The sequence below is a fragment of the Photorhabdus hainanensis genome, from assembly GCF_018448965.1.
GTDB lineage: Bacteria > Pseudomonadota > Gammaproteobacteria > Enterobacterales > Enterobacteriaceae > Photorhabdus > Photorhabdus akhurstii.
In genome coordinates, this window is the sequence record NZ_RCWD01000001.1 from 145,296 (window position 1) to 167,540 (window position 22,245).

Below are 22,245 nucleotides of genomic sequence, written 5' to 3' on the forward strand. Positions count from 1 at the left end.
AAAAATTAAAATAGTTTTACAGAGCTATTTACAATTCATGTAGATAATATTACTGTTTATATAAACAGTGTTGTTTGTGGAGGGAAAAATGATGCATGTAGAAGTCACTATCGATAAGTCTAAAAAACTGCCAAAAGGCGCTGTCCCTGCGCTTGCAGAAGAACTGGATAAGCGTCTTAGACGTCGATGGCCTGATATTAAAACCAATGTAAAGCTGGCAAGTCATGATGGGCTATCTGTTCGTGGCGGCAATCCTGATGATAGGAAAGCCGTTGAAGAGATTCTACAGGAGACATGGGAAAGCGCTGATGATTGGTTCCAGCTCTGCTAAGGATTAAGTTACTGCCAGTTAAACCTGCGGGTTGTCGGCTGTTTGACTTATCTATCCTAGTTGCTTGTGTGTAAAAAGCTGCATGCTCAACTAATGGGAGGAGGGCCTCCCGTTTTACTACTGATTTCCTATCGCTGCGTTACAAATGACTACTCGTTGAAAATCATTTTCGTTATCATATTACGCTTGATAGCGGAGGCTATCATTTATACATCCCTATTTTATGACTTGAAATTCAGGAAAGTACACCATGCCAGTGTTACACAACCGCATTTCTAATAAAGAGCTGAAAGAACGTATGTTGGCGGAGACCCAGCCTCGTACTACCATCTCTTTTTACAAATATTTTAATATCTTAGATCCTCTGGCTTTTCGTAACAGCTTGTATCAACAATTTACCGACCTCTCAGTATTTGGCCGGGTTTATATTGCGAAAGAAGGGATCAATGCTCAGATAAGTCTGCCAACTCATAATTTGGAAGCATTCAAGGCGTTATTGTATAGCGTTGATCCTGCATTGAATAATTTGAGGCTGAATATTGCTCTGGATGATGATGGGAAATCTTTCTGGGTTCTGCGTATGAAAGTACGTGACCGCGTAGTGGCTGATGGGATTGAAGATGAAACTTTTGATCCATCAAGAACCGGCGAGTACCTTAAAGCAGAGCAGGTCAACCAGATGCTGGATAATCCTGATACGCTATTTGTCGATATGCGCAATCACTATGAATATGAAGTCGGGCATTTTGAAAATGCAATTGAAATTCCTTCTGATACGTTCCGTGAACAACTGCCAATGGCGGTGGAAATGTTGCAGGATAATAAGGATAAAAATATTGTAATGTACTGCACCGGTGGTATTCGTTGTGAAAAAGCCAGTGCTTATATGTTGCACAATGGCTTTAAAAACGTCTATCACGTAGAGGGCGGTATTATCGAATATGCTCGTAAAGCGAGAGAACAGGGATTACCGGTACGTTTTATTGGTAAAAACTTTGTCTTTGATGAGCGGATGGGAGAGCGTATCTCAGATGAGGTGATTGCTCATTGCCATCAATGTGGTGCGTCTTGCGATAGTCATACTAATTGTAAGAATGAGGGTTGCCACTTGTTGTTTATTCAGTGCCAAGAGTGTGCGACTAAATTTGAAGGCTGTTGTAGCGAAGCGTGCAGAGAAGAAATAAGGTTACCGGAAACCGAACAGCGTTCTCGCCGTGCCGGTCGTGAAAATGGAGCTAAAATATTTAATAAATCCCGGCATCGCCTACAGGATGGATTGAGCGGTACTTCAATACAGTCTGTTGAATAATGTGATTAATCGCTGGCACAGAGAGCAATGTGCCAGCTTATTCGATTTAGTTAAAGGAGACTTTAATAGAGATATTTAAATACATTGTAAATAAAGCAGAGTTCAATTCTATTACGCACATTCATCTTTTCAGTAATGTGTCTTTTATGGGAATAGACTGTGCTACTACTGATCTTTAACTTTTGTGATATCTTGTAATTAGGCGTTTCTTTCATCCAGTAATCGATAACTTTATGCTCTTGAGGACTGAAAATAGAACAACATTGATCGACTGTCGCTTTATGTCTCTGAATTTCCTGCAATGTAGTTTTGCTAATTTTATTAAGCAGATAGGTAAGATTTTTCTTTGCCAGAATAAAAGCATTATCCTTCAATGCAATATGATTGTCACAATAAGGATAAGCGCTATTAAGGTATATATATATACGCGTGTTATCTATAAGAGTAATAAATTTCTGTAAATCGGAACAGTAACTGGCATGATGGCAATAGTGTGTCAAATTAGCCAGAACGATATCAGGAGAAAAATGAGTTACAATATCTATAGCCTCGTTGATTGAAGGCGAGTCAACGATTTCAAGATTTTCAGCATTATCGCTCTGCTTTAAAAATTCGCTGATACCTGAACGGGTATAATAGCACTCTTCAACAACTAAGATTTTCATTATTGTACATCCCTGTTCCTGTTTGGCCAAACTCACAATAAACGCCCCATATATTAGTAGTCAACTCGGCAATTGTGATGGTTAAGTTAACTTAATCCGAAATTATTATATAGTGATATGGTATTCCAGACAAAATCTTTGAGATGAATTGATGTGTCTCCTAGCCGGACACCCATTTATACGGGTGTCCGGGTTTAAGATTATTAATGTTTCGTATGGTTTAGATCGCTGTATTCTGAAGATTCGATCTTTTCTATTCCTGCCTGGAGGATGTATATCAATTGCTTTGCAATGTCAGTTGTCAACCATAAGGTTCGATCTACCATGACATGTTCTGGTGTTTGATCTTGGGAGGACAAATAGTGAAGGCGTAGCATCATTGCATCATATGTATCAACGGTACTCACATCCCAACCTACAACAGGATGCGTTTGAATAACCTCATCTTTACTGCCCATAAAACCTCCTAATCAGATCACTGCATTATTTATTAATATCATTGACTAAGAGCAAACTACCTCATTCTCGAATGAGTCATTAGTTAGTATATGCTTTTTAATGAAAGTAAGAAGGTTTTTTGTTAGGAATTATGAGTCAATTTGTTGGTGTATTGATAACTATGTAAATTAATGGGGATAATGACTATCCCCATGTTGTATCAATCTACTACTTTCACATCCCAACGGGCATCTTCGCCAGCTAAAAATGGAATAAGCCTTTCTTCATTGCAATCGATGTGTTCAATGATGGGAAAAGGTTTGCGAGTCAGTTCGATAAAGCCTTCATTGACAGGCAGCCCGTAAAATTTAGGGCCATTAAGTGAACAGAAGGCTTCAAAATGCTGTAATGCATTTATCTCTTCAAACACGGTTGCATAAGCAGGTAACGCTGATGGCGCGTTAAAGACGCCGGCACAGCCACAGGAGGACTCCTTTCTATGTTGTGCATGTGGCGCCGAGTCTGTGCCCAGAAAGAAGCGATCACAGCCACTGGCGATAGCTGCCCGCAAAGCCTCTTGATGCACGTTGCGTTTCAGCACAGGCAGACAGTACAGATGTGGACGAATCCCGCCAACCAGCATATGGTTGCGATTGAACATGAGATGCTGTGGAGTTAATGTCGCTGCCAGATTGTCATCGCTTTCCAGCACATATTGTGCAGCTTCTTTGGTCGTTATGTGCTCAAACACAACTTTCAATGCTGGAAACTGGTTACGTAGTGGTTCCATAACTTGTTCAATAAAACGGGCTTCTCGATCAAAAATATCAATATGAGAAGCAGTAACCTCACCGTGAACGAGCAGAGGCATCCCCAATTTTTCCATCACTGCTAATAGTGGATAAATATTCTTTATATCAGAGACGCCGTGACTTGAATTGGTTGTAGCATTGGCAGGGTAGAGCTTACAGGCGGTAAAAATGCCTTCTTTATAACCTATTTCTATCTGAGAACTTTCAGTAGTGTCAGTAAGATAACAGGTCATAAGAGGTTGGAAGTTATGTCCTTCGGGAATGGCTGCCAATATTCTATCCCTATAGGCTTTGGCACTGACCACTTCTGTAATCGGCGAAAGCAGATTAGGCATGACGATAGCTCGGCCAAAGTAATGACTGGTATAGGGAACGACAGTTTTTAGCATTTCACCATCGCGGAAATGAATGTGCCAGTCATCAGGGCGGCGGATTTTTATTGTGTATGATTCAGTGGTCATGAGAAACCGGCTCCAGTATATATGATAGGAACGAAAGATGCTGAGTTCAGCATATTCAGGCCGGGAATGGATGATAAAGCTAAAATGGTCGAATAGCTATTAATGAATATAATTTTTAGCAAAATTACCAGCTAAATCAATTAGGTTAGGGTAATCAGAGGTGGATTTTCTTATAACAAAGGGAAAAATAAAATATGAGGGTAAAAAAAGAAATGAAGTTGGCTCCTCCAACTGGACTCGAACCAGTGGCATACGGATTAACAGTCCGCCGTTCTACCGACTGAACTATGGAGGAACTCCTTCACAACGAGGCGTATATTAGTGATATGTTTCGGCTTTGTCAAAGTAGAAAATAATAAAAATAGCTTGTTTGCTGTCAAAATACACTTTTTGTTGTGTTTTTATGCTAATAAATTGATGATTGATGGAATTTTATTCTGAAAACGTGAGTTGAATAGAATTATTTTGCTTATGTTGTGAGTAAATAGTAGTGGAGAATTAAGTAGAGAGATCAGAATAGCAAAAATCCCGCATTAAGCGGGATTCTCATAATTTGGCTCCTCCAACTGGACTTGAACCAGTGACATACGGATTAACAGTCCGCCGTTCTACCGACTGAACTATGGAGGAACTCCTTAACAACGGGGTGCATATTAACGGTATGTTTTTGCTTTGTCAAAGCGGAAAATAACAAAAATGGTTTGTTTGCCGACAAACTAAACTTATTGATCTGTTTTTATGCCGAATAAGGGGTATTTGCTGGAGATGTATGCTATAGGAAGCAGGTTGATCAGAATTATTATATTATGTTGTAAGAAAATGGTGGAATTTAGGAATGCAAAAAGCCCGCACTGGGCGGGCTTCTTATGAATTTGGCTCCTCCAACTGGACTCGAACCAGTGACATACGGATTAACAGTCCGCCGTTCTACCGACTGAACTATGGAGGAATTGTCCTTGACAACGAGGCGAATAATATCTGGGTATTTTGGGCTTGTCAAAGGGGAAAAGTGAAAATTGAGTTTGATTGGTTAACCGGTGTTCAAGGTGATATTTTTTAGTCGATTGAATTTTTCAGTTCAAGAAGTATGAGAATTAACTGATGTTTGTCTATGATAATTATATGGTGAAAATATCATCTATATTTTCTATTTATAAAATAATTAGTCATGAGCATTGAAAATATAATAAAATATATATCAGATAATTTTATTTTTGGGTTATTTATGGTTTTTTTATATTTAATGGTAATTTTCCTATTTTATCTGTTTTAACAGATCGCTTATTGTATTTTGATATTTATTATCGGATTTTATCGTTTATACTTATTAACTGAAAAAGTAATTTGTTATCTAAGCTCTGATTTGGCAATCATGATTTAATCCACGCCAGATCGAATATCAAATGGTTTGCCATTGATAATGAAATTTCATTTACTTCTAGTGCACTAAAATATTATCAATTTAATAATATATTTGTATGTACATATAAATGAAATGAATAAAAACTATTTCAGAAAACATCTTAAATTAAATAGTTGGTGAGGAGGTGAAATTAGTTTTAAATATAAAATAAGCAAATAATATTCTCCCCGAAAAGAGTGGCTAATTTTCTGGTGATTTATATAAAACAGATGAGGAAAAGTCATGAAGTTTTTAATTAATACTGATGTCGCTAACTGGGTTTCGCATAAAGATTGGTTTAACGTTCCATTGCGATTATATGTTGTTCTACAGGATGATGACGGTTCTGTACCATTAGATACTTACAAAAGTAAAATTGTAGTGAATGGCTTGAATGAGGGCGAATATGAAGTTGTAAGTAGCGATAACGCCTTCAATCCTGTTAGTAGAGCATTTGAAATATTAGTAAAAATTAAAACAGATCAGAAGGTTAACGCTACAATTGGTTTTGAGGCTGAAGTCACGGATGCGAGTGGTGGAGTGGTAGCGAAAGCGGTTCTGAATCGATTTAAATTGAAATCAGTAGGATTGGCAGCACCTGTATATCCCGCGCATTATGATAATGTCATTAGTGGTGATGATATAAAAGCAGGAGTTAAAGTACTTTTCACTGATTCCAATATCTTAGATAAACATGAACTGAAATTTGTTTTTGATAATAACAATGTTGAAGTTGTTCCTGGTGTACAAAATAGCGGTGATATTCGTAGTTTGCCTGTAAAAAATGCTCTCCTTACTGAAGGTAAGCATGATAGCCTTTATTATACTATTAGTGAAAGCGGTACTGCTAGATTTTCGGTTGTTCAACGTGTACTTGTAGAACTTGATGAGGGTTCTGAGACGGTTCAGGTCCATCGCGATTTGGAAGTACCTTACATTGAAGAGTATGATGAAAATAGGGGCCGACCAATTGGTGAAAGTATTATTGAGTATGACATCAATATTTCGGTTAGCGATGTTAAACTTAAAGACAAGCAATTGAAAAAAGGTACAGTACATATAAGAGGATATTCTGCTGACGATCGGGATGCAGGGCAGTTGGTATTAAAGATAGATTCTTTACAAGGTAGTGAAGATAATGTTTTCAAATTGGCTGTAATTAATCCTGAAAAAAATGCCGATGGTCAACCGGGTGGAATTGATTTCTTTAATTATATAGGTAATGGCCTGGTGAAAATTCATTACGAAATATCATTTATTGGCGAAGCGAATATATTGCATAAATCTAAAGAGAAAACTTATAAGGTAGTTTTGGACTAACTGGCTTGGTGCTCACGAATGTGTGGTTGTTTATATAGAAAAAAGCCCAATTCACATTGGGCTTTTCACATGTTAACTATTTTTTCTAGCTATTTCATGCACACTAGAGATTCTCTTTAGCATCTCTAGGCTTAAATTTGGCTCCTCCAACTGGACTTGAACCAGTGACATACGGATTAACAGTCCGCCGTTCTACCGACTGAACTATGGAGGAATCGTTCTTGGGAACGGGGCGAATACTAGCGATCAATTGAAACACTGTCAACGCAAAAAGCTTACTATTTTGTTACTTGCTTGTCATATGAGCGTATTGCCTTATAACTGTACTACTTTACTGAAATTGAGTACCTTTGTTCATTATCGGCTATCTATGAGTAACGATGTTGCTATATGTGATTGTTCAGGAAACGTCATGATATAAACATCATAAAAATGAATTTCACCTTTCATTTGTATAATACGTTTGATTTCATCTTTTATTGCTAATGGAACATCGGGATGGGAACAAAGCTCTTTGATTGTGCAATCTGAGATTTTTTCGCTGACGAACCATTCGCCGTTATAACATACCCGTAGATCAAGTACGCCGATATCGTCAAACCGATACACTGGTTTGATCTCGAATAATAAAACTACTGACATAATAATGAAGAGTACTGTAAAAGCTAGCAGTGAAAGTAAACTAAAATATGGGACGTACCAGATAAGTGCTGCGAGAAGCAGGTAGGATACAAGCATAGCCAGGCAAAGATAAGGATGGTTACGGATAAACTGGCTGTTAAAACGAGGTTTACCATCACGCTGTTCTTCTATGTTGATTCGTTCAAGATCCTGAATCAGTATCTGTTTAATGATATTCATATATTGACCTGATTAAGCAAAGGAAAAATGAAATATTTTCATCACTATTTATCCTTAAGGTTAGCATGGGACAGGTAATCTTACGTAGATCAGTTGTCTTATTTTAATCTGCCAACTGTTATTGACTGAGATTAACGTTAATGCTTTCATTAAGATAATGGTTGAATAAATCAAAAAAATTTATAACGAGTAACTCTATTTGTTAAATTGTTGTTCTAATAATGAGCATAAATATTTTTTTTAAAACACCAATGCATAAAAAGGTTGCTATTCCTTTTCTATCATGAGTTAATGCAGCCGGCCTGATAAACAGACCTACTTTATGTACGACATCTTGAGTTAATGAGTTATGTGTAAGTGTTATCCTCAGATAGCCTTTGTTGACGCGTTTCCTTCTTAGTGCCTCCATAAGTAATAGCTGATATAACTGGCCAATACATGCCCAATGGTGGCAAAATTCTTTTGATATATAGGAAAGTCACAATGTCTGACAAAATGAAAGGTCAAGTGAAGTGGTTCAACGAGTCTAAAGGCTTCGGTTTCATCACCCCAGCTGACGGTAGCAAAGACGTATTCGTTCACTTCTCTGCCATTCAGGGTAACGGTTTCAAAACTTTGGCAGAAGGCCAGAACGTAGAATTCACCATTGAAAATGGTGCGAAAGGTCCAGCGGCAGCAAACGTAACAGCTATCTGATTGCTTGGATGATTTTTTAAGCCCGTCGCTATTTTCTATGGCGGTGGGCTTTTTGTTGGTTAGAGTCATATCTTTCTTTACTTATTAATTACTCCTGATTATACTTCGTGCAAATTTTATTGGAGAGATAACCATTGGACAGTCAAAGTTTTCAGTTAAATAGACAATAAAACGGCAAGCTGTTTATCCCTTCCGATTTGCTGCTTGCCAAATAAAGCGGGCAGTGCTACTCAAAATATCTGAGCTGTACTTACTCAAAAAATAGCGTTGTCTGGTACTTAGTTAAGTAACCAAGATAGTATATTGGGTTTTTATTATGCTGTTATATATTTACGCTTTGTTACCTCCTGGTATGGACAGAAAATAGGGCTGAATTAAACATTCAGCATACATTTCTGTGTGCAAAATAAATGCACATGATTATTTATCCATTTGGTTGTATGGAGAATGTCATGTTAATAACTCCTTTTGTCTTTCATTTATTATCGGCTATGTGTTTTGGTGCATTAATTGGCGCTGAACGCCAATGGCGCCAACGTATGGCAGGTTTAAGAACTAATGCATTAGTTGCGACTGGCGCAGCAGTTTTTATCCTCAGTTCAATAACAACTTCACCCGATAGTGCCGGTCGTATTGCTGCGCAAGTTGTTTCAGGCATTGGTTTCCTTGGGGCTGGCGTCATTATGCGGGAAGGCATGAATATTCGTGGATTAAATACCGCAGCAACCCTATGGTGCTCGGCTGGAATTGGTGTGCTGTGCGGTCTTGGGCAATATTGGCTAGCCGCGATAGCAACTGCGATTATTCTTTGCGCAAATATATTGTTACGTGAAGCAGCACAACGTATTAATTTACAGCCCAGGCAGCAAGCCATTGATCCGGTACAGTGTTATAAAATTCATATAGTGTGTGACAGTGATGACGAAATTCTGGTGAGAACTTTGGTACTACAGGCTCTCAATGGCGTAGCTGTGAGGTTACAATCACTGAGTTTCGCTGATAGGGTCCAACCCGGAAAATTTGAAGTACGTGCTGAAGTGCTAGCAACACTAGCAGAGCAAAAAGAGATAGAGGCCATTGTTTGTCGCATAAGTCTGGAAAAGAGCGTTAGCTCAATAAACTGGAAAATTGCTTCTGAACCACCGATCTGAAAATCTTTTGCATAAAACAGAAATCACTAGTTCGGTAAAGAATCACCATTGACGAATGGTGGTTCGTCATAAGAAACAAATAAAGCGTTGCCTACGCTATGTTTTCTCGGTTAGGCAACGTGTAATTAAGAAACCATTTAGTGTTATTTTTCGAATAATTAAGGTGAATATTTCGCCTGTGATGCTTTTATTGATACGTTGGTAATTTTAGTAGGTATAAATTATAAACAAGGCAGTGAAGCTTGTGATGAGAATGGTGGTGACAGTACCGAGTTGTAGTTTTGCCGATCTTGGTACTGGTCAAACAGTGACTATTGTTACCATTAAATCTATCGTTGACTGTAGATTTCAGATTGCGTTTGGTCGTAAGCCAGGTTGATTACAAATTTGCTTTATACCAGTAATAGCTTTGGATGATATTGTTAGTTAGTGGCTGAACTAAGTAAAAGTCGTTCGATGCGGTATTTTTAGCCTTGGTCACTGTTGCTGGATTGATTGTTAATATTGTTATCCTCGTGTCAGAATTTAGTCGTGGCAAACCTGATATAGGTATCATTCGCGGGTACAGAAAAATTGATGAGTTGATATTTAATTTGGTTTGCCATCAGTTGCTCGTTATTGCTCAGAATTTTCAGTGAAAATATCAATTATTTTCGATGGCTAAGTAGAAGAAATGATCTAAGTTTGTTCTTATATAAGAGTAAAATAGATAATAATTCTGCTTGATGGAGAATGCTGTGAAAAAATAATGGCAGCAGCCAATGGTTACCATCAGACAAGATTTTAGGGCATTAATTTAACAGTTCGATATTTATCCGATGATAAAGTAAAAACGCGGGTTATCTTTATGGTGATAAAAGAGTAATGATATTACAGGAGTTACTAACTTTCCTTGAGCCAGTAGAGATGAGTGTAATCTCTGTTATTTCTGTATTAAGAGAGAGTGGAGCGGTAGCAAGAGTTCTTACCAAGGGTAACACTGCTATTAGTGTCAGGATTTGTCGTGGCGTAGGGTGAGAATTCAAAGTTATTTTAGCATTCTAACAAACAGAGCTGATGGCTACTGAAATCTTGAGAAATGAAATCAAATTGGTATTTAAACTGCGCATCGTAAAAATCTTGTGTTGAAAAGAACGGGTATACGGTTGGTTTCTTGATGATAACATTAATGATGTTATGGTATTGAGATCCGCTGATGTAGGAGTTTTTGTTAGCAAAGGTACAGATAGTGCAAAAAAAGTGATAGATATTACCAGCCTTGGTAAGAACTTAAGGGGGTTAAATGAGGGGTAGCTAAGAGAAGAGAGCGAGAGGGAGTATTATAAAGCGCTTGAATATAACGGCAAGTTTGAACTTTGGTAATGTTTTTTCAATGTTGATTAGCAGAGCTTTTATTCCATTCTTTCCGGCGCAAAATATTCGTTTACTAGTACAAGATCTGAGTAGTGATATTTCTTAGTTTTTTTATATCGGGATAAAATGGATTAAACAGTTCCGGAGGAGAACATTATAAATGAGGTATTAAAAATATTGGATATTATATAGTGTTGGAGGAGCTAGCTTGTGTCATTTTTGGTTGCATAGATATATATAGTGTAATTTATTGTTTTTTTAGTTAATAATTCTGATTGTAGAGTTTTATTTCTGCCAGATTAGTGTATTGAATTGTTACCTTCTGAAATATTTTTTGTTCATATATTGCTCGTATAAAGGATGTGTTTTGTCCAAAAAACAGGGGCATTTCCAGTGTTGCTGATTACATAATTGATAATGATTCTCGATCGCTATATTCCATTTTTGTTTGATGAACTATTGGGTTTAGCGTTTTTACTCTGAGAGTATTTTCTGTGATTAGGTTAGGTTGTAATCGTTTGTTGCATTAATTGTCATGTTTGATGAATAATTACTTGTAAAGTTATCACTACTATTTATATGGGTAAGTAAATTCCTTATCAAAATCCTACTGTTTCCATTTTTTCATGAAATATCAGGGTATTTCTGTTACCAATAGTTATTAATTTCATTATTTTGGTTGGAAATGATATTGATTTTTATTTCTATTAATTATTTTTACAATAAATATCAATTAATTATTTTTTTCTCTATGCAGTTAATTATTTAATATATCCTTATCACACAATAAAATGATGTTTGTGATATACATTAATGACGTCATTAGTTAGGTTTTTATATGTGAAAATAATGTTTTTGGGATGGTGATCGTAAATTCCACATGAAATAATGAAAGATGAAAAAATAACTTTTAATATTTCATTTGGTTTGTATTATAGGAGTATGTGAGTTCGGAAATGGTGTGTGTTTTATTTAAATATTAATCTGTAAACTATCCATTTCTTGTATTATATAAATGGTGGTAATTTATGATGGATATTTAGTAAAGTTATATATTTTTGTGATTAGAAAATTTTATTGCTGGAATTGTATCTCTTATGGAACTTTAAAGTAGGTTTTAAGGGTAATAAATCACATTTAATCAGTTTAAAATGCCTAATGTTTTTAAAATATATATATTGATAATGTGTAAATTTAATTAATGGTTAATTTGAAGTATGAAGATTCAAGATGAAAAAGATAAAGTAATCAATCGAAAGATTTTGCGTATTGTTATATTATGAGGAATGATTTTTAATAAATTTTTCTAATGTTTTTTGTCGCCATTTTGGTTGTCAGGAGTCGAAATAGACCGATTTTTCTGGTCATCTCTATGCTGGATATTGATTGTTATGCAATCAATAAAATGTTGTTATAGTTGTTTTTTTATTCATTATCTTACTGTATTTTATGCTATTTTTGTATGGTTAGTGTTATCTGAACGTGGTGGTATACATTTTTAGTTAAGCCTTTGGGTTAAAAAAAGTACAAATCTAAACGAAAAGTGATCATACCAGTATCTTTTTTGCAACCAAATTTTACATAAAATTAATCTGTTTTATCGTGCAAATGGAGATGCCGGATCTCAGAATAAGATTATTGTTTACACTTGTTACTCAAGGATAAAATTGTCTTTTTTGGTGCTAGTTTGACTAAGGATAGGATTTTTTATCGTTATTTTAAATTTATAAGTTTAATAGATCGTATAAAATCAAAAAATATATCTAATATTTTTATTTAGATAATTTAACTTATTAAAATTGAGAATTCGGATTTTATTTAATTGTTTGAATAGTTAATGAGCAATTCATCGATTAAATGCATATTAAAAGCCCTTGTTTTTGTGAGTTATGTCACATAGTATTTAAAATTGCGCTCTCTTTCCGTTGTATAAGCTGATGATTCAGGAGTAAAGTTGTTCCGTATTAAGAATATTCTTAATCGCCAATGAAAAATGTTATATCAGGTAACGCAATAATACTTTTGTAGCTCACTACCGTAATATTTTTGAAGTTGGATGAATCAAAAGTAATACAAAGGATGGTTACTGCTCTGACTAAGCCTGTATATTTTAGTTATGTAAGAGATTATTAATCCCTAAGCTATTTTAGGAATTTTGTCACGAGTGGTTTTTCGAACACTTAACTGATTTTTTAATGTAATCGGACGGGATAGAGAAATGAGTACGGTTGAATTGCTCAAACATATTTATGACATAAATTTATCGTATTTGCTTTTAGCTCAGCGATTAATTAACCATGAAAAAGCATCAGCGATGTTCCGTTTAGGTATTAGTGATTCTATGGCTGATACGTTGTCTGAATTGACATTACCTCAGTTGGTCAAGCTCGCTGAGACTAATCAATTAGTCTGTAATTTCCGGTTCGAAGACAGTGAAACTATTCAGCAGCTTACTAGGGAATCTCGTGTGGATGATTTACAACAAATACATACAGGCATTTTGTTATCTACTCATTTGTTTCAGAAGTTATCTTCGAAAGACGATACGTCAGTGAAAAAAAGAGCATAAGAGATGGCCGAGAAAAGTATAGTTCAAGAAGCTAAGGATATACAGTTGGCGATGGAACTCATCACTTTGGGGGCGCGGTTACAGATGCTTGAAAGTGAAACGCAATTGAGCAGAGGGCGATTAATTAAGCTTTATAAAGAATTGAGGGGGAGTCCCCCGCCCAAAGGGATGCTGCCTTTTTCAACAGATTGGTTTATGACGTGGGAACAGAATATTCATTCATCGATGTTCTATAATGCCTACCGTTTTTTACTCAAGAGTGGTTATTGTGAAGGTGTGGAAGCTGTTGTTAAAGCGTATCGACTCTATCTTGAACAATGTCCTCCTGTTGAAGGAGACGCCCCGGTTTTGGCGTTGACTCGTGCCTGGACTCTGGTTCGTTTTGTCGACAGCGGCATGTTGCAACCTTCACAGTGCCGTACCTGTGGTGGAACTTTTATTACTCATGCTCATCAACCTGTGAATAGCTTTGTTTGCAGCCTTTGCCAACCGCCATCACGTGCAGTAAAAAAACGTAAACTTTCTTCTGAGTCTGCCGATACTAATTCACAACTGCTGGATGGACTTGCTCAACACGCAGTGTGAATTTAAATGGGAAAATTATTCCTACAGGTTACAGATTGGTATTTTTTCTCCTGTAACCTGTATTGAAACCACAACCATTCTGGATTCAGACTGTTCAACTTCCCATCCGCTCGCCAACTTAGCTAAAGGATATCGCGTGTTAGTATTTTTAGGATATATCGTAGTTTTTGGTGCGGTAATCGGTGGTTACCTGATTGTAGGTGGTCATTTAGGCGCACTTTATCAACCCGCTGAATTTTTAATTATCACTGGTGCTGGTATCGGTGCTTTTATTGTAGGTAACAACGGAAAAGCAATTAAGGCAACATTGCGTGTTTTGCCAAAGGTAATGCGCAGATCTAAATATAACAAAGTGATGTATATGGATCTGATGGCGCTGCTTTTTCGGTTGCTGGCAAAATCCCGCATGCATGGCGTCTTAGCATTAGAGCGAGATATCGAACATCCTCAGCAAAGTGATATTTTCACCCAGTATCCGCGCTTGCTTAAGGATAAGCATTTGATGGATTTTATCACTGACTACATGCGATTGATTGTGAGTGGCAATATGAATCCTCATGAAATTGAATCTTTGATGGATGAAGAAATTGAAACTTATGAACAGGAAAGCGAGATCCCGGCAACCAGTTTGACGATGGTTGGCGATTCTCTTCCTGCTTTTGGTATTGTCGCTGCTGTTATGGGGGTTGTTAACGCTCTGGGTTCAGCAGATCGCCCGGCAGGAGAGCTTGGCGTGCTGATTGCTCATGCAATGGTTGGGACATTCCTTGGTATTTTGCTGGCCTATGGTTTTATCTCTCCGCTGGCGACATTGTTACGTCAACGCAGCGGAGAACATATTAAAATGATGCAATGTATTAAAGTGACATTGTTATCCAGTCTGAATGGTTATGCTCCGCAAATTGCTGTTGAATTTGGCCGTAAAACACTATATCTCACAGATCGTCCTTCTTTCACTGAGCTGGAAGAACATGTTCGCCGGGTAAAAGCACCTGTCCAGCAAGAAACTGAAGAACAAGCATGAAGGCGCGTAACGTCTCTGTCATTAGGGTAAAAAGACGTAAAAGAAATGGCATCAAACATCATGGTGGTTCATGGAAGATTGCTTATGCTGACTTTATGACCGCCATGATGGCATTTTTTCTGGTTATGTGGCTGCTGGCAATTTCCAGCCCGCAAGAACTGACCCGAATTGCAGAATATTTCCGTACTCCGTTACAAGTTGCAATCAATAAAGGGGAGCGTAGCAGTGATAGCTCCAATCCTATTCCGGGAGGAGGGGAAGATGTGCTTCATCAGGAAGGTGATATTCTGCGTCAGTTTGAAGTCGTTGAAGCCAATGATGAAGCCCGCAAATTAAATAGGTTGCGTGAGCAACTTGATCAATTGATCATTACTGATCCTCGCCTTAAAGCATTACGTCCACATCTGTTGATTGACATGATGGATGAAGGGTTACGTATCCAGATTATTGACCGGGAAAACCGGCCAATGTTTATGGTTGGCAGTGCAAAAGTTGAAAGTTACATGAGTGACATTCTACGGGCTATTGCACCAATCCTGAACGATATTCCTAATAAAATCAGCCTATCAGGTCATACCGACGACTTGAAATATGCCAATGGCGAACGTGGTTACAGTAACTGGGAACTCTCCGCAGATCGGGCGAATGCGTCAAGGAGAGAGCTGTTGATAGGTGGGCTGGATGAAGGAAAGATATTGCGGGTGGTTGGCATGGCTTCAACGGTTCGTTTGAAACAAGAAGACGCTAGCGCACCGGTTAACCGTCGCATCAGTATTTTAGTGCTCAATAAACAAGCGGAAGAGCGGATTGAACAGCAAAACACCGGCAGCGATTCCTTGATTATGAATGATAGTCAGGAAATTCACGAGGTGATTGGAAAGGATTCGGCTGAAAGCAGGCCAACACAACAGTCCAATGAAATCACAGTATCAGTTCAGCCAGCATCACCAAATGCTGAACCTAATCGTGATACCGACTAAGGTGACAAAGTAACAATGGATATTACCGCGTTTTATCAGACCTTTTTTGATGAAGCAGATGAATTGCTGGAGGATATGGAGCAGCACTTATTGCGGCTCGATCCTGATGCGCCGGATCAAGAACAATTGAATGCTATTTTTCGTAGTGCTCACTCAATAAAAGGCGGCGCTGCGACTTTTGGTTTTATCAAACTACAGCAAACTACGCATGTTCTGGAAAATTTGTTAGACAGTGCCAGACGAGACGAGATGAGTCTGACAACTGATATTATCAACCTGTTTTTAGAAGCGAAAGATATTATGCAGCAACAGTTGGATGCCTATAAAAGTTCTCAGGAGCCGGATGAAAGTGCGTTTACCTACATCTGTGAGACTTTGCGCCAGCTTGCATTGGAAGTACAGGAAGAGAATGAAGGCGAGGTTGAGTCTGTTATAGATGCGGTAACGCCGGAGGTGCCTGAATCTGAGCTGGAATTAAAATCGGAGCCTGCTGCGACTGAAAACCAGCAAGGTAGAGTTCGGGTTCACCTTTCTGGTCTAAAAGAGCGTGAAGTATCTCTGATGCTTGATGAGCTGAGTAATCTGGGGGAGGTTTATGATGCTGAACAAACTAGGGATAGCGTTGAAGCATCATTGGTGACATCAGCCACAGAGGACGATATCACCGCAGTACTCTGTTTTGTTATTGAACCGGAACAGATCACTTTTTTGCCGGTAGCTGAACCTAAAGACGCTGAACCTAAAGACAAAGTTAAAAATCAAGATACAGCTAAAGTCGTTAAAACAACCACGTCGGAAAAAGGTTCCGCACCTCCTGTCGGGCGTCCGGCACCAACACCACCGGCTGGATCGCCACGTCAACGGGCAGAATCTTCCAGTATTCGGGTTGCGGTTGAGAAAGTTGACCAGCTGATAAATCTGGTTGGTGAATTGGTCATTACCCAATCTATGTTGGCCCAACACTGTAACGCTCTTGACCCGACTTCACATGGTGATTTGCTAAATTGCATGGTTCAGTTGCAGCGAAATTCCAGAGATTTGCAAGAATCTGTGATGTCTATCCGTATGATGCCAATGGAATATGTGTTCAGTCGTTACCCGCGTTTAGTCAGGGATCTGGCTAGTAAGCTGAATAAAAAAGTGGATCTCACTTTGGTTGGCAGTTCCACTGAGTTGGATAAGAGTTTAATCGAACGGATTATTGATCCGTTGACTCATCTAGTCCGTAACAGTCTAGATCATGGTATTGAAGAACCAGAAGCTCGGCTTGCTGTGGGTAAACCTGAAACAGGCAATCTGACACTTTCTGCTGAACATCAGGGAGGAAATATCTGTATTGAAGTGGTGGATGACGGTGCAGGGCTAAATCGCGAAAAGATTCTGGCTAAAGCGATATCACAAGGGCTATCAGTTAGTGAAAACATGAGCAATGAAGAAGTTGCCATGTTGATTTTCGCGCCTGGTTTTTCCACTGCTGAGGTTGTAACAGATGTATCTGGCCGCGGTGTAGGAATGGATGTGGTTAAGCGAAATATTCAGGAAATGGGTGGTCAAATCCAGATTAACTTCCAGGCCGGTAAAGGGACAGTGACGCGGATTTTGTTGCCTCTGACACTGGCAATCCTCGATGGTATGTCAGTGAAAGTGAATGACGAAGTGTTTATTTTGCCATTGAGTGCGGTAGTCAGTTCTCTTCAACCGCAGGAAGAAGATATTTATCCACTGGCTGGTGATGAAAAATTACTGCATGTCAGAGGAGAATATTTACCACTGATTAAGTTATACCGTGTTTTTGATATTCCTGATGCGAAAACAGATCCGACGAAAGGGATTGTTGTGATTGTACAAAGTGCCGGCCGTCGTTATGCCTTGTTGGTTGATCAATTAGTTGGGCAGCATCAGGTGGTTGTGAAAAATATCGAAAGTAACTATCGCAAAGTCCCTGGGATCTCCGCTGCCACGATTATGGGAGATGGCAGTGTGGCGTTGATTATTGATGTTTCTGCCTTGCAGCAGCTCAATCATGACCAATTGGCGCTCAGCAAAGCTAAAAAATAAGCACTGAATGGGGAGCATCCCCAAAGAAAATCGTCAATCTCACAGTAAAAGGTAAGATCATGTCGGCCATAGAAGCGTTTAATAAATTGTCAGGAGAAACTGCCGGGGAAGGATATTTGGTTTTTACCCTAGGTGATGAAGAGTATGGTATCGAAATACTGAAAGTACAGGAGATCCGGGGCTATGATCAGGTTACCCGTATTGCAAATACTCCGGCATTCATTAAAGGGATAACCAATCTGCGGGGCGTTATTGTGCCTATTATTGACCTGAGAATTAAATTTGCTCAGGAAACAGTTACCTATAATGATAATACCGTTGTTATTGTTTTGAATCTGTTAAACCGGGTGGTTGGTATTGTGGTTGATGGTGTTTCGGATGTTTTATCGCTCAAAGCTGAGCAAATCTGTCCGGCACCTGAATTTGCAGTAACATTATCTACCGAATATCTAACAGGACTGGGTTCACTTGATGATCGCATGCTGATTTTAGTGGATATCGAAAAACTGCTTAATAGTGAAGAGATGGCGTTAGTAGATTCAGTGGCTAAAAACTAATCATAAAATGTAACTGCCATCATCGACAGATGGCAGCCAATTTTGTCTATACCCTATGGATTTCAAGATGCATCGCGACGGCAAAGGCGTGAATCCCCGGGAGCATAGAGAACTATGTGACTGGGGTGAGCGAGTGCAGCCAACAAAGAGGCAACTTGAAAGATGACGGGTATATATTTCCGTTAAGTCCAGATCAGAAAAATATTCAAATTTCTTTTATTCAATCAGTAAAGTTTCCTTTGGTGATGCCGATAACAGAGCCATGCTGATCTATTGTAAAAAGGGAAAACATGTTTAACCGAATGAAAATAGTGACCGGGCTGATGGCGGTCATCATATTATTTGGTGCTCTGCAATTTATATCCGGAGGGCTTTTCTTCCATGAGTTGAAAAGTAACAAAGAAAATCTAGAAATACTGGATAAAATGCGTGAACAGCAGACATTTTTAAATGACACTTGGGTTAATTTGTTACAAGCTCGTAACAGTCTGAATCGTGCTGGCATTCGCTACATGATGAAAAAAGATGAGGGTGTCGATAATTACTACACATTAGAGCAGTTACTGACTGATGCCAGAAGTAACTTGTCTATAGCGGAACAGCGTTTTGAGCAATACGAACAGACCGCTAAATTGCCTATTCATGAATCAGAAAGTCTTAATCGTCTTAAAAAAACCTATGATGTTTATATTTCCGCACTGCATGAACTCATTGTTCTGATTGAACATGATCGAGCGGTAGAATTTTTCAACCAGCCAACGAGCAAATATCAGAGTGCTTTTGAAGAAGAATATAACTTCTATTTGACCCAAAACGATCATCTCTATTCTGATGTTGTCTTTGATGCCAATATCTCCTACAGAAATGCGATGATTACGTTGGGCATTATCATGCTGATTCTGGTTTCAGCCATGATTTTCAGTTGGGTTAGCATCAAGCATAGTTTGATAAATCCGCTAAATAAATTGTTGGAGAACATCAAGGCGCTTTCTACCGGTGATTTGACCCAAAATATTATTGTTTCAGGCAGGAATGAGATGAGTACGTTAGCCGTTGGCCTGAAACATATGCAAAAAGAGTTTATCACTACTGTTACCAGTGTTCGTCAGAGCAGCGAAAGTATTTATAACGGAACCAGTGAAATTGCCGCTGGAAATAATGATCTCTCCTCGCGTACTGAGGAACAGGTTGCTTCTTTAGAAGAGACCGCCGCCAGTATGGAGGAATTGACCGCAACTGTGCGTCAAAATGCAGAAAATGCTCGTCAGGCAAGTAATCTGGCTGATAGTGCTTCTGACGTTGCCCGTCAGGGCGGGAAAGTTGTGGCGAATGTTGTACAGACAATGCGTGAAATTGCCGGCAGCTCTCAGAAGATTTCCGATATTACCAGTGTTATTGATGCTATTGCGTTCCAGACTAACATCCTGGCGCTGAATGCCGCAGTGGAAGCCGCACGTGCCGGTGAACATGGGCGAGGTTTTGCTGTTGTGGCAGGCGAAGTGCGAAATCTAGCACAGCGTAGTGCTGAGGCGGCAAAAGAGATCAAAGCATTAATAGAAGATTCAGTAAGCCGCGCGGATACCGGTTCTGTGTTGGTTGAGAGCGCCGGTGAAACAATGAATAACATTGTCAGTTCAGTAACCCGTGTCACTGACATTATGGGTGAAATTGCATCTGCATCCGATGAACAAAGCAGAGGAATAACTCAGGTTGGTCTGGCTATCTCCGAAATGGATCGTGTCACACAACAAAATGCGGCTTTAGTTGAGCAATCCGCAGCGGCTGCGGCTGCGCTGGAAGATCAAGCGGGGGGATTGAAGAAATTGGTTTCTCTATTCCAATTACCGAGTCTTGACGATAAGCCTCAATCTGAAACAAAAACTGAGCATTTGCCTGTGGTTAAGACTGCTCCTGCTAAATCGAATCCACCGGTGTTGAAGAAAGTCAACAATGTGGAAGAACAAGCTAATTGGGAAACATTTTAAAACACTAAGCGATAACCACGGCTGCACATGCAGCCGTTAACAGAGGTGATTACATGTTAGGCAGGCTTCGTATATCAACCAGTTTATATCTGTTACTGATGATGTTTTGTGTAATGCAGATAATCTCAAGTGGTTTATCACTTGGAATCATTCACGCAGATCAATCCTATATTGAACGAATTGATCTGGGAACACAGAAGAGGGATACCTTAGGATTGAGCTGGGCAGCTTTGCTGCAATCGCGTAATACACTTAATCGAATCGCTGTAGGGAAAACGCTGCAACAATCTGAAGCGCATATTGAGAGTATGGTCGCTAATGTTAAGGAGACCTTGGATAGGGCTGAGATGCATTTTGCCGAGTTTATTGCGCTGCCTAAATTAAATGAAGAAGACGGCAGTAGCGTATTATTGGCCTCGGTGGAAACCAGTTATAAGGAATATATCAGAGCGCTTAGAGAACTCTCGGCGTTTTTAGAAAGTGGTAATTATGATGCCTTCTTAAACCAGCCGACAGAAAAGTATCAGCAGCAACTTGAGTCTGATTTTAACCAATATATGCAGTATATCGGAGAGGAAATTAAGACCGCTGTTCAAGATGGTCGCTTTTATTATCAGATTGCCACCGCTATGTTTGCAGGTGCGATCTTAATGGTATTGGTTGTTGCCTGGGCGGCTCATTGGTGGTTGAAAAAGAATCTTCTCAGACCTTTTGCCAATATGCGTAGTCACTTCCAGAATGTTGCGGAAGGGAAACTCAATAAAGAAGTTTCTGTTTTCACTCAAGATGAAATTGGTGAAGTGTTCTTTAAATTACGTGAAATGCAACGTTCACTGGTGAGTTCCATTGCTTCGGTGAAAGAGAATACTAACCTGATGTATAGCGGTATTCAGGAAATTACTCAGGGTAATACCGATCTCTCTTCCCGTACTGAAGAGCAAGCTGCATCACTGGAAGAAACAGCCGCCAGTATGGAACAACTGACAGCAACTGTACGTCAGAATGCGGAAAATGCTCGCCAGGCCAGTGAATTGGCGGTATCTGCATCGAAAACAGCCTCTAAGGGAGGTGAACTGACCGTTGATGTTGTGGAAACAATGGATGCAATTGCCAATAGCTCACAGAAAATCAGCGCTATTATCAGCGTTATTGATGGCATTGCATTTCAGACCAACATTCTGGCGCTGAATGCGGCGGTAGAAGCCGCACGGGCAGGGGAACAAGGCCGAGGTTTCTCTGTTGTTGCCGGCGAAGTGAGAGATCTTGCTCAACGAAGTGCCGAAGCAGCGAAAGAGATTAAAACATTAATCAGTGAATCCGTTCAACGGGTCAGCCAAGGCTCTGAATTAGTTAGCCATGCAGGAAAAACCATGAATGAATTGGTCGTTTCTGTCAACCAGGTCACGGATCTGATGGCTGAAATTGCTGCGGCATCGGATGAACAAAGTCGGGGTATTCATCAGGTAGCACAAGCTGTTACACAGATGGATCAGGTTACTCAGCAGAATGCTGCATTGGTTGAACAGTCAGCCGCGGCAGCGGCGGCACTTGAAGACCAGGCAGATATTTTGGTGCAAATAGTGGCACAGTTTGAGTTACCAGATAATTCAGAAAATAAGCTTGAAAATGAACTTTCACTGACGCTGAGGTCTGCGGATAGCGAAGGGGCAGTCAGTCAGACTCGCTGA

General features: G+C 39.2%; 18 protein-coding genes and 4 tRNA genes. 14 read left to right on the top strand and 8 right to left on the bottom strand.

The genetic code is table 11. The features are described from left to right. The first annotated feature begins 91 nt into the window (after positions 1-91). Positions 92-331, top strand: coding sequence for a DinI family protein (locus EAE92_RS00680; protein ID WP_214066799.1), 240 nt, complete (start codon positions 92-94; stop codon positions 329-331). Positions 332-581: 250 nt separating this feature from the next. Further along, the gene (gene trhO, locus EAE92_RS00685) at positions 582-1,640 is read left to right on the top strand and encodes an oxygen-dependent tRNA uridine(34) hydroxylase TrhO (protein WP_214066680.1); all 1,059 of its coding nucleotides are present in this window, start codon (positions 582-584) and stop codon (positions 1,638-1,640) included. A gap of 62 nt (positions 1,641-1,702) precedes the next feature. On the opposite strand, the gene EAE92_RS00690 is transcribed toward trhO, so the two are convergent. The 6 genes from EAE92_RS00690 to EAE92_RS00715 all read right to left on the bottom strand — a co-directional run bounded on the left by EAE92_RS00690 (position 1,703) and on the right by EAE92_RS00715 (position 4,965). After that, entirely contained in the window at positions 1,703-2,305 is a 603-nt protein-coding gene (locus EAE92_RS00690) for a response regulator transcription factor (protein WP_036775796.1), read from the bottom strand. A gap of 203 nt (positions 2,306-2,508) precedes the next feature. After that, entirely contained in the window at positions 2,509-2,763 is a 255-nt protein-coding gene (gene bssS / locus EAE92_RS00695; protein WP_036775794.1) for a biofilm formation regulator BssS, read from the bottom strand. 200 nt (positions 2,764-2,963) lie between these two features. Next, a complete protein-coding gene (pyrC, locus tag EAE92_RS00700; RefSeq protein ID WP_214066681.1) occupies positions 2,964-4,016 on the bottom strand; it encodes a dihydroorotase in 1,053 nt (350 codons plus the stop codon). 219 nt (positions 4,017-4,235) lie between these two features. Beyond that, positions 4,236-4,311, bottom strand: a tRNA-Asn gene (locus EAE92_RS00705). A 259-nt stretch (positions 4,312-4,570) separates the two neighbouring features. Then, positions 4,571-4,646 (bottom strand) — tRNA-Asn (locus tag EAE92_RS00710). A 243-nt stretch (positions 4,647-4,889) separates the two neighbouring features. Further along, positions 4,890-4,965, bottom strand: a tRNA-Asn gene (locus EAE92_RS00715). Between the two features lie 696 nt (positions 4,966-5,661). Between EAE92_RS00715 and EAE92_RS00720 the strand changes: the two genes are divergently transcribed. Next, complete coding sequence (locus tag EAE92_RS00720; protein ID WP_214066682.1) at positions 5,662-6,738, top strand: hypothetical protein; 1,077 nt, start codon at positions 5,662-5,664, stop codon at positions 6,736-6,738. 138 nt (positions 6,739-6,876) lie between these two features. Here the strand turns inward: EAE92_RS00720 and EAE92_RS00725 are convergent. Together EAE92_RS00725 and EAE92_RS00730 are read right to left on the bottom strand one after the other, a co-directional pair. Then, positions 6,877-6,952, bottom strand: a tRNA-Asn gene (locus tag EAE92_RS00725). Between the two features lie 143 nt (positions 6,953-7,095). Continuing rightward, positions 7,096-7,599: a YlaC family protein gene (locus tag EAE92_RS00730; protein WP_214066683.1), complete on the bottom strand. Its 504-nt coding sequence runs from the start codon at positions 7,597-7,599 to the stop codon at positions 7,096-7,098. Positions 7,600-8,082: 483 nt separating this feature from the next. Here EAE92_RS00730 and cspE point away from each other — a divergent pair, with 483 nt between their 5' ends. From cspE to EAE92_RS00780, 11 genes are all read left to right on the top strand, one after another. Beyond that, complete coding sequence (gene cspE, locus EAE92_RS00735; RefSeq protein ID WP_010847246.1) at positions 8,083-8,295, top strand: transcription antiterminator/RNA stability regulator CspE; 213 nt, start codon at positions 8,083-8,085, stop codon at positions 8,293-8,295. A gap of 452 nt (positions 8,296-8,747) precedes the next feature. Further along, positions 8,748-9,446, top strand: coding sequence for an MgtC family protein (locus tag EAE92_RS00740; protein ID WP_214066684.1), 699 nt, complete (start codon positions 8,748-8,750; stop codon positions 9,444-9,446). A gap of 244 nt (positions 9,447-9,690) precedes the next feature. After that, positions 9,691-9,825 carry a hypothetical protein gene (locus EAE92_RS24930; RefSeq protein WP_281422740.1) on the top strand — a complete coding sequence of 45 codons (135 nt, stop codon included), beginning with the start codon at positions 9,691-9,693 and terminating at the stop codon, positions 9,823-9,825. 3,192 nt (positions 9,826-13,017) lie between these two features. Next, on the top strand, positions 13,018-13,368 hold the full coding sequence (gene flhD, locus EAE92_RS00745) for a flagellar transcriptional regulator FlhD (RefSeq protein WP_036775787.1): 351 nt from the start codon (positions 13,018-13,020) through the stop codon (positions 13,366-13,368). A 3-nt stretch (positions 13,369-13,371) separates the two neighbouring features. After that, positions 13,372-13,953 carry a flagellar transcriptional regulator FlhC gene (gene flhC, locus EAE92_RS00750; RefSeq protein ID WP_112877895.1) on the top strand — a complete coding sequence of 194 codons (582 nt, stop codon included), beginning with the start codon at positions 13,372-13,374 and terminating at the stop codon, positions 13,951-13,953. 136 nt (positions 13,954-14,089) lie between these two features. Further along, positions 14,090-14,977, top strand: a complete 888-nt coding sequence (gene motA, locus EAE92_RS00755; RefSeq protein WP_214066685.1) for a flagellar motor stator protein MotA — start codon at positions 14,090-14,092, stop codon at positions 14,975-14,977. Next, complete coding sequence (motB, locus tag EAE92_RS00760) at positions 14,974-15,957, top strand: flagellar motor protein MotB (RefSeq protein ID WP_214066686.1); 984 nt, start codon at positions 14,974-14,976, stop codon at positions 15,955-15,957. The genes motA and motB overlap by 4 nt, the downstream gene beginning before the upstream one ends. Positions 15,958-15,972: 15 nt before the next feature. Further along, positions 15,973-18,015, top strand: coding sequence for a chemotaxis protein CheA (cheA, locus tag EAE92_RS00765; RefSeq protein ID WP_214066687.1), 2,043 nt, complete (start codon positions 15,973-15,975; stop codon positions 18,013-18,015). Positions 18,016-18,074: 59 nt separating this feature from the next. Next, positions 18,075-18,572, top strand: coding sequence for a chemotaxis protein CheW (cheW, locus tag EAE92_RS00770; RefSeq protein ID WP_015834820.1), 498 nt, complete (start codon positions 18,075-18,077; stop codon positions 18,570-18,572). Between the two features lie 290 nt (positions 18,573-18,862). After that, positions 18,863-20,557: a methyl-accepting chemotaxis protein gene (locus tag EAE92_RS00775; RefSeq protein WP_214066688.1), complete on the top strand. Its 1,695-nt coding sequence runs from the start codon at positions 18,863-18,865 to the stop codon at positions 20,555-20,557. Between the two features lie 53 nt (positions 20,558-20,610). After that, positions 20,611-22,245 (top strand): methyl-accepting chemotaxis protein, encoded by a 1,635-nt coding sequence (locus EAE92_RS00780; protein WP_214066689.1) that lies wholly within the window; start codon positions 20,611-20,613, stop codon positions 22,243-22,245.